Origin of the sequence: Aeromonas sp. FDAARGOS 1408, assembly GCF_019048665.1 — a bacterium.
In the GTDB taxonomy this organism is placed as follows: Bacteria; Pseudomonadota; Gammaproteobacteria; order Enterobacterales; family Aeromonadaceae; genus Aeromonas; species Aeromonas dhakensis.
The window spans coordinates 4,088,218-4,095,000 of sequence record NZ_CP077394.1 but is presented as its reverse complement, the minus strand read 5'-3'; the positions used below and the strand labels follow the sequence as shown (position 1 = coordinate 4,095,000).

The 6,783-nt window shown below is 59.0% G+C and carries 7 protein-coding genes, 1 tRNA gene and 2 rRNA genes (1 of these 10 only partly in view); 9 read left to right on the top strand and 1 reads right to left on the bottom strand.

Going from position 1 to position 6,783, the window contains the following annotated elements; translation table 11 throughout:
* The 3 genes from I6L38_RS18970 to I6L38_RS18960 all read left to right on the top strand — a co-directional run.
* A 23S ribosomal RNA gene (locus tag I6L38_RS18970) occupies positions 1-966 on the top strand (it extends 1,923 nt beyond the left edge of the window).
* Between the two features lie 84 nt (positions 967-1,050).
* A 5S ribosomal RNA gene (gene rrf / locus I6L38_RS18965) occupies positions 1,051-1,165 on the top strand.
* A gap of 47 nt (positions 1,166-1,212) precedes the next feature.
* Positions 1,213-1,288: transfer RNA gene (locus I6L38_RS18960), tRNA-Thr, on the top strand.
* Positions 1,289-1,336: 48 nt separating this feature from the next.
* On the opposite strand, the gene I6L38_RS18955 is transcribed toward I6L38_RS18960, so the two are convergent.
* Positions 1,337-1,591 carry a hypothetical protein gene (locus tag I6L38_RS18955; RefSeq protein ID WP_052248699.1) on the bottom strand — a complete coding sequence of 85 codons (255 nt, stop codon included), beginning with the start codon at positions 1,589-1,591 and terminating at the stop codon, positions 1,337-1,339.
* Between the two features lie 92 nt (positions 1,592-1,683).
* Between I6L38_RS18955 and I6L38_RS18950 the strand changes: the two genes are divergently transcribed.
* From I6L38_RS18950 to tatA, 6 genes are all read left to right on the top strand, one after another.
* Positions 1,684-2,949 carry a cytosine deaminase gene (locus I6L38_RS18950; protein WP_043169619.1) on the top strand — a complete coding sequence of 422 codons (1,266 nt, stop codon included), beginning with the start codon at positions 1,684-1,686 and terminating at the stop codon, positions 2,947-2,949.
* 85 nt (positions 2,950-3,034) lie between these two features.
* Entirely contained in the window at positions 3,035-3,412 is a 378-nt protein-coding gene (gene crcB, locus I6L38_RS18945) for a fluoride efflux transporter CrcB (protein ID WP_043169617.1), read from the top strand.
* 65 nt (positions 3,413-3,477) lie between these two features.
* Positions 3,478-4,230, top strand: a complete 753-nt coding sequence (gene ubiE, locus I6L38_RS18940; RefSeq protein WP_010635575.1) for a bifunctional demethylmenaquinone methyltransferase/2-methoxy-6-polyprenyl-1,4-benzoquinol methylase UbiE — start codon at positions 3,478-3,480, stop codon at positions 4,228-4,230.
* An 8-nt stretch (positions 4,231-4,238) separates the two neighbouring features.
* A complete protein-coding gene (locus I6L38_RS18935) occupies positions 4,239-4,847 on the top strand; it encodes an SCP2 domain-containing protein (RefSeq protein WP_005307271.1) in 609 nt (202 codons plus the stop codon).
* On the top strand, positions 4,847-6,487 hold the full coding sequence (gene ubiB / locus I6L38_RS18930; protein WP_005307274.1) for a ubiquinone biosynthesis regulatory protein kinase UbiB: 1,641 nt from the start codon (positions 4,847-4,849) through the stop codon (positions 6,485-6,487). The genes I6L38_RS18935 and ubiB overlap by 1 nt, the downstream gene beginning before the upstream one ends.
* Positions 6,488-6,528: 41 nt before the next feature.
* Positions 6,529-6,780 carry a Sec-independent protein translocase subunit TatA gene (gene tatA / locus I6L38_RS18925; RefSeq protein WP_005307275.1) on the top strand — a complete coding sequence of 84 codons (252 nt, stop codon included), beginning with the start codon at positions 6,529-6,531 and terminating at the stop codon, positions 6,778-6,780.
* The last annotated feature ends 3 nt before the right edge of the window (positions 6,781-6,783 follow it).

Here is a 6,783-nt window from a genome sequence, read left to right as displayed (position 1 = left end):
TCCTTGTCGGGTAAGTTCCGACCTGCACGAATGGTGTAACCATGGCCATGCTGTCTCCACCCGAGACTCAGTGAAATCGAATTCGCCGTGAAGATGCGGTGTACCCGCGGCTAGACGGAAAGACCCCGTGAACCTTTACTACAGCTTGGCACTGAACATTGAACCTACATGTGTAGGATAGGTGGGAGGCTTTGAAGGCGTGACGCCAGTTGCGCTGGAGCCGTCCTTGAAATACCACCCTTGTATGTTTGATGTTCTAACGCAGGGCCCTGAATCGGGCTCGCGGACAGTGCCTGGTGGGTAGTTTGACTGGGGCGGTCTCCTCCCAAAGAGTAACGGAGGAGCACGAAGGTTGGCTAATCCTGGTCGGACATCAGGAGGTTAGTGCAATGGCATAAGCCAGCTTAACTGCGAGACGGACAGGTCGAGCAGGTACGAAAGTAGGTCATAGTGATCCGGTGGTTCTGAATGGAAGGGCCATCGCTCAACGGATAAAAGGTACTCCGGGGATAACAGGCTGATACCGCCCAAGAGTTCATATCGACGGCGGTGTTTGGCACCTCGATGTCGGCTCATCACATCCTGGGGCTGAAGTCGGTCCCAAGGGTATGGCTGTTCGCCATTTAAAGTGGTACGCGAGCTGGGTTCAGAACGTCGTGAGACAGTTCGGTCCCTATCTGCCGTGGGCGTTGGATGATTGAAGGGAGTTGCTCCTAGTACGAGAGGACCGGAGTGAACGAACCTCTGGTGTTCGGGTTGTCACGCCAGTGGCACTGCCCGGTAGCTAAGTTCGGAATCGATAACCGCTGAAAGCATCTAAGCGGGAAGCGAGCCCTGAGATGAGTCATCCCTGACCCCTTGAGGGTCCTAAAGGGCCGTTGGAGACCACAACGTTGATAGGTGGGGTGTGTAAGCGCGGCGACGTGTTGAGCTAACCCATACTAATTACCCGTGAGGCTTAACCATACAACACCCAAGAAGTGTTCGAAGACTTGTAGCAGATACCGAGAACGAATAACTAAATCAGCTTTTTCAGATTGAAGATTTTTGCCTGGCGGCAATAGCGCAGTGGAACCACCTGACCCCATGCCGAACTCAGAAGTGAAACGCTGTAGCGCCGATGGTAGTGTGGCATTCGCCATGCGAGAGTAGGACACTGCCAGGCACCCAATTTTAGATTACGCGGTGAGCGTGGTCTTTACCGGTTAGTGTGCTGATATGGCTCAGTCGGTAGAGCGCATCCTTGGTAAGGATGAGGTCCCCAGTTCGATTCTGGGTATCAGCACCATTAAATATTAAAGCCTCCCAATCGGGAGGCTTTTTTGTTTCTGCTTTTTCAATTCATCGATATCTGTCTGGCATCGAGATAGAAACGGGGCTGCCCCGACGCTTCTATCTGGATGGCAGCCACCAGTCGTTCATCGCGCTTGTATTCCCACTGCTTCTCTATCGAGGTCAACGGTGGCTTGCTGATGCCCAGCGTCTGCAGATACTCGTGAAACAAGCCTGCGCTGCCGATCTCGGTCAATCCTGCTTTCATCCCAATCAACTCCCTATTATTGTTGCTGTCTATCAATAGTAACAGTCTCATATGTATTCAATATGAACGCTTTTCTATCAAATTGATCCAAGCTAAGTTGTGGTTTGAAAAAGCAATTGGCGGCTGAAAAAAGGAAGAAAAACATGCTGATAAAGAACCTGCGCCTGGCCGGCAGGGAGGGGACCTGGCAGATCCTCTGCCAGGATGGCCTGATCCGTGCCATCGAGCCCATGAGCACTCATCTGCTCTCCACCCATGAGCTGGATGGGGAGGAGGGGCTCGCCATTGCCCCCTTTATCGAACCCCACATCCATCTCGATACCACCCAGACGGCGGGCGAGCCGAGCTGGAACCTCTCCGGCACCCTGTTCGAGGGAATAGAACGCTGGGCCGAGCGCAAGGCAATGCTGACCCACGAGGATGTGAAACTGCGCGCCATCCAGACGCTGAAGTGGCAGATCGCCAACGGTATCCAGTTTGTCCGTACCCACGTCGATGTTTCCGATCCCAATCTGGTCGCTCTCAAGGCGATGCTGGAGGTGCGGGAAGAGGTGAAGGAGTGGGTGGAGCTGCAGATCGTCGCCTTCCCGCAGGAGGGGATCCTCTCCTACCCGAACGGCAAGGCGTTGCTGGAAGAGGCGCTCAAGCTGGGTGCCGACGTGATCGGTGCCATCCCCCATTTCGAGTTTACCCGGGAATACGGGGTCGAAAGTCTGCACTATGTGTTCGATCTTGCCGAGAAGTATCAGGTTCTGGTGGATGTGCACTGTGACGAGATCGACGACGAGCAGTCCCGCTTCATCGAGACGCTGGCGACCCTGGCCTACGAGCGCGGCATGGGTCAGCGGGTGACCGCCAGCCACACCACCGCCATGCACTCCTACAACGGGGCCTATGCGTCGCGCCTGTTCCGGCTGTTGAAGCTGGCGGACCTCAACTTCGTCGCCAATCCGCTGGTGAATATCCACCTGCAGGGGCGGTTCGACAGTTATCCCAAGCGTCGCGGCATCACCCGGGTGAAGGAGATGCTGGCGGCGAACATCAACGTTTGCTTCGGTCACGACGATGTGTTCGACCCCTGGTATCCCATGGGGACGGCCAACATGCTGCAGGTGTTGCACATGGGGCTGCATGTCTGCCAGATCATGGGGTACGAAGAGATCAACGACAGCCTCAAGCTGATCGGCAGTCACAGCGCCCGCACTCTGAACGTGCAGGATCGCTACGGCATCGAGCTGGGCAAACCGGCCAACCTGCTGATCCTGCCTGCCGAAAACGGCTTCGATGCGGTGCGCCGCCAGGTGCCGGTACGCTACTCCATTCGCCATGGCAAACTGATTGCCGAGACCAGGCCGGCCCAAACTACGCTGCACCTGGCGCAGAGCGAACCGGTCGATTTTCGCCGTTGAGCCGAGGGCGTCGATTAATTGCCCTGCTGTCCCCCCGGGTCGACATTTTGCATAATGTCGGCCTGATACTGTGGAGTCTGCTTCCATGCAAACCTGGTTATTTGTTGCTGCCGGCGGAGCCATCGGTGCCTGCCTGCGTTTTGGCATCGCCGAGCTGATGGCGCTGCTGCTGGGGCGCCACTTCCCCTACGGCACCCTGATGGTCAATCTGATCGGCTCCTTCATCATGGGGGTAGCCTACGCCCTCATCCTGAACGGCCACATAGCCGAACACCCGATGAAGCCGCTGTTGATGGTGGGGATCCTCGGTGCCCTCACCACCTTCTCCTCTTTTGCGCTGGACACGGTAGCGCTGGCCCAGCATGGCGCTTATCTCAAGGCGCTGCTCAACATCGGCCTCAACCTGTTTCTCTGTCTGGCCATGGTGGTGCTGGGGATGCAGTTGGTCGCCAGCCGGGTTTAAGGTGTCCGCACGCCATTGGCTCTGGTAAACTGGCGGCCATTCTTTGCTCTATGGGTGTTTAAGGGATGTCAGAACAGACTACGACAACGCATTTTGGCTTTAAAACCGTGGCCGCGACCGAGAAGGAAACCCTGGTCGCCGGCGTCTTCCATTCGGTGGCAGCCAAGTATGATCTGATGAACGATCTGATGTCGTTCGGCATCCACCGCCTGTGGAAGCGCTTCACCATCGACTGCTCCGGTGTGCGCAAGGGCCAGAAGGTGCTGGATCTGGCCGGTGGTACCGGCGATCTGACCGCCAAGTTCTCCCGCATCGTCGGTGAAACCGGTCAGGTGGTGCTGGCCGACATCAACGATTCCATGCTCAAGGTGGGTCGCGATAAGCTGCGCAACCTGGGGGTGGCCAACAACGTCTCCTACGTTCAGGCCAACGCCGAGGCGCTCCCCTTCCCGGACAACCATTTCGACGTCATCACCATCGGCTTCGGCCTGCGCAACGTTACCGACAAGGACAAGGCGCTCGCCTCCATGTTCCGGGTACTGAAGCCGGGCGGCCGTCTGCTGGTGCTGGAGTTCTCCAAGCCGGTGAGCGAAGTGATCGCCAAGCTCTATGACCTTTACTCCTTCAAACTGCTGCCGAAAATGGGCGAAATCGTCGCGAACGACAGCGAAAGCTACAAATACCTGGCGGAATCCATCCGCATGCACCCGGATCAGCAGACCCTGGCCGGCATGATGGAAAATGTCGGTTTCGAGCAGGTGGAGTTCTACAACCTGACCCAGGGCGTGGTCGCCCTGCACCGCGGTTACAAGTTTTAAGGTCGCCTATGCCGATGGATGCCATGGTCACCGCGGTGATCGAAACCAGCCTCAACCGGCTGCTGGAACTGGACAAGCAGAGCCCCGAGCGGCTGCGCAAGCTGGCGGGCAAGGTACTCAAACTGGAGCTGCGCGAGCTCAAGCCGCTCTGGTTTGTCTTCTCCGGGCGCCGGCTGGATGTGCTGGCCAAGTTTGAAGGGGAGGCCGATGCGGTGCTGAGCCTCTCCCTGACTGCCCTCGGCCTGCTCAAGGATCCCTCCTCTCTGACGCGTTACATCCGCGAGGAGAAGCTGGATCTGAGCGGCGACCCCCAGCTGGTGCAGGCGTTCAGCGTGCTGCTGGGTGAGCTCGACATTGACTGGGAAGAGGAGCTGTCCCGCTACACCGGCGACGTGTTGGCCCACACCCTGCTGCGTGGTGCTCGTCAGGCGCGTCGCTTGCTGGGCCGTGAACTGTGCCGCAGCCAGCGTCAGCTGGCCGAGTATCTGACCGAAGAGATCCGGCTTGCGCCGGGTCCGCTGGAAGTGGCCAGCTTCAACGACGATGTCGAGTTGCTGGCGCAACAGATGAAAGCGGTCGAGCTGCGGCTGGCCCGCTTCGAACAGCGGGTAGCCTGATGACACCGAAGGAGTTCAAGCGCCTCTATCGCATCATCAGCATCCTGCTGGAGCAGGGCATCGACGAGCTGGTGCCCGCCCGTTATCAGCCCTGGCCCGGCCGGCTGGCCCGCCGCAGCCTGTTCTGGCTCAAGAACAAACACCAGGAGCTGAGCCGTGGTGCCCGTATCCGGCTCGCCTTCGAGGCGCTCGGCCCCATCTTCATCAAGTTCGGCCAGATGCTCTCGACCCGGCGCGATCTGCTGCCTCCGGATATCGCCGAAGAGCTGGCTTTGCTGCAGGACAGGGTGCCCCCCTTCTGCGGTCAGGCCGCCCGTCGCCAGATCGAGGCAAGCCTGGGCTGCACCATAGAGACCCTGTTCGACGACTTCGACGAGACGCCGCTGGCGTCCGCCTCCATCGCCCAGGTGCATACCGCCAGGCTGAAGGAGAACGGCCGCGAGATCGTGATCAAGGTTATCCGCCCCGATATCGAGCCGGTCATCGAGGCCGACCTGCGGCTGATGCAGGCGCTGGCCCGCCTGGTGGCCCGTTTCGTGCCCCAGAGCGGACGACTGCGCCCCATCGAGGTGGTGGAGGAGTATCGCAAGACCATCCTCGACGAGCTCAACCTGATGCGGGAGGCAGCCAACGCCATCCAGCTGCGCCGCAACTTCACCGGCTCAGAGGCGCTCTACGTGCCCGAGGTGTTCACCGAGCACTGCCGCGAGCAGGTGCTGGTGATGGAGCGGATCTACGGCATTCCGGTCTCCGACATCGCGGCGCTGGAGGCCAACGGCACCAACATGAAGCTGCTGGCCGAGCGCGGGGTGGAGGTGTTCTTCACCCAGGTGTTCCGCGACAGCTTTTTCCACGCCGACATGCACCCGGGCAACATCTTCGTCTCCTATGAACATCCGGAGAATCCACTCTGGATCGGCATCGACTGCGGCATCGTCGGCACCCTCAATCGGGAAGACAAGCGCTACCTGGCGGAGAACTTCCTCGCCTTCTTCAACCGCGACTATCGCCGGGTGGCCGAGCTGCACGTGGAGTCCGGCTGGGTGCCGCCCGATACCAAGGTGGACGAGTTCGAGTTCGCCATCCGTACCGTGCTGGAGCCCATCTTCGAGAAGCCGCTGTCCGAGATCTCGTTCGGCCACGTGCTGCTCAACCTGTTCAACACCGCCCGTCGTTTCAACATGCAGGTGCAGCCGCAGCTGGTGCTGCTGCAGAAAACCCTGCTCTATGTGGAAGGGCTGGGTCGTCAGCTCTATCCCCAGCTGGATCTGTGGCAGACCGCCAAACCCTATCTGGAAAACTGGATGTACCAGCAGGTGGGGCCCAAGGCGGTGTGGACTGCCATCAAGGAGAAGGCGCCATTCTGGGCGGAGAAGCTGCCGGAACTGCCGGAACTGGTCTACGAGACCCTGCGCCAGACTCGCCATCAACAGCACCATTTCGACCAGATGTTCGCCGAGTTCCGCCGCCACAGCCGTCGGCAAGGACAGGCTCGCTACCTCTTAGGGGTTGGAGCCAGCCTGCTATTGGCCGGTGTATTCTTGCTGACCCAAAAACAACACATTGAGTGGGGACAAATCAGCCTCGCCGGCGCCGGGTTATGCTGGCTGCTGGGTTGGTTGCGGACCCGTTCTCATTAAATAAACCGCGCCAGCGGGCGCCTGTCCTGGAGATAAAAATCATGGGTGGTATCAGTATTTGGCAATTGTTGATCATCGCAGTCATCGTCGTGCTGCTGTTTGGTACCAAGAAGCTGCGTGGCATCGGTGGTGATCTGGGCGCCGCGGTCAAGGGTTTCAAGAAGGCGCTCTCTGACGAGCCGAGCGATGCCAAGTCCGAGCAGAAGGATGCCGAGTTTCCGCCGAAGCAGCTGAACGAAGCGGCCGGCCAGCCTAGCGATGCCGCCAAGCAGAAAGATAAAGATCAGGCCTAATCC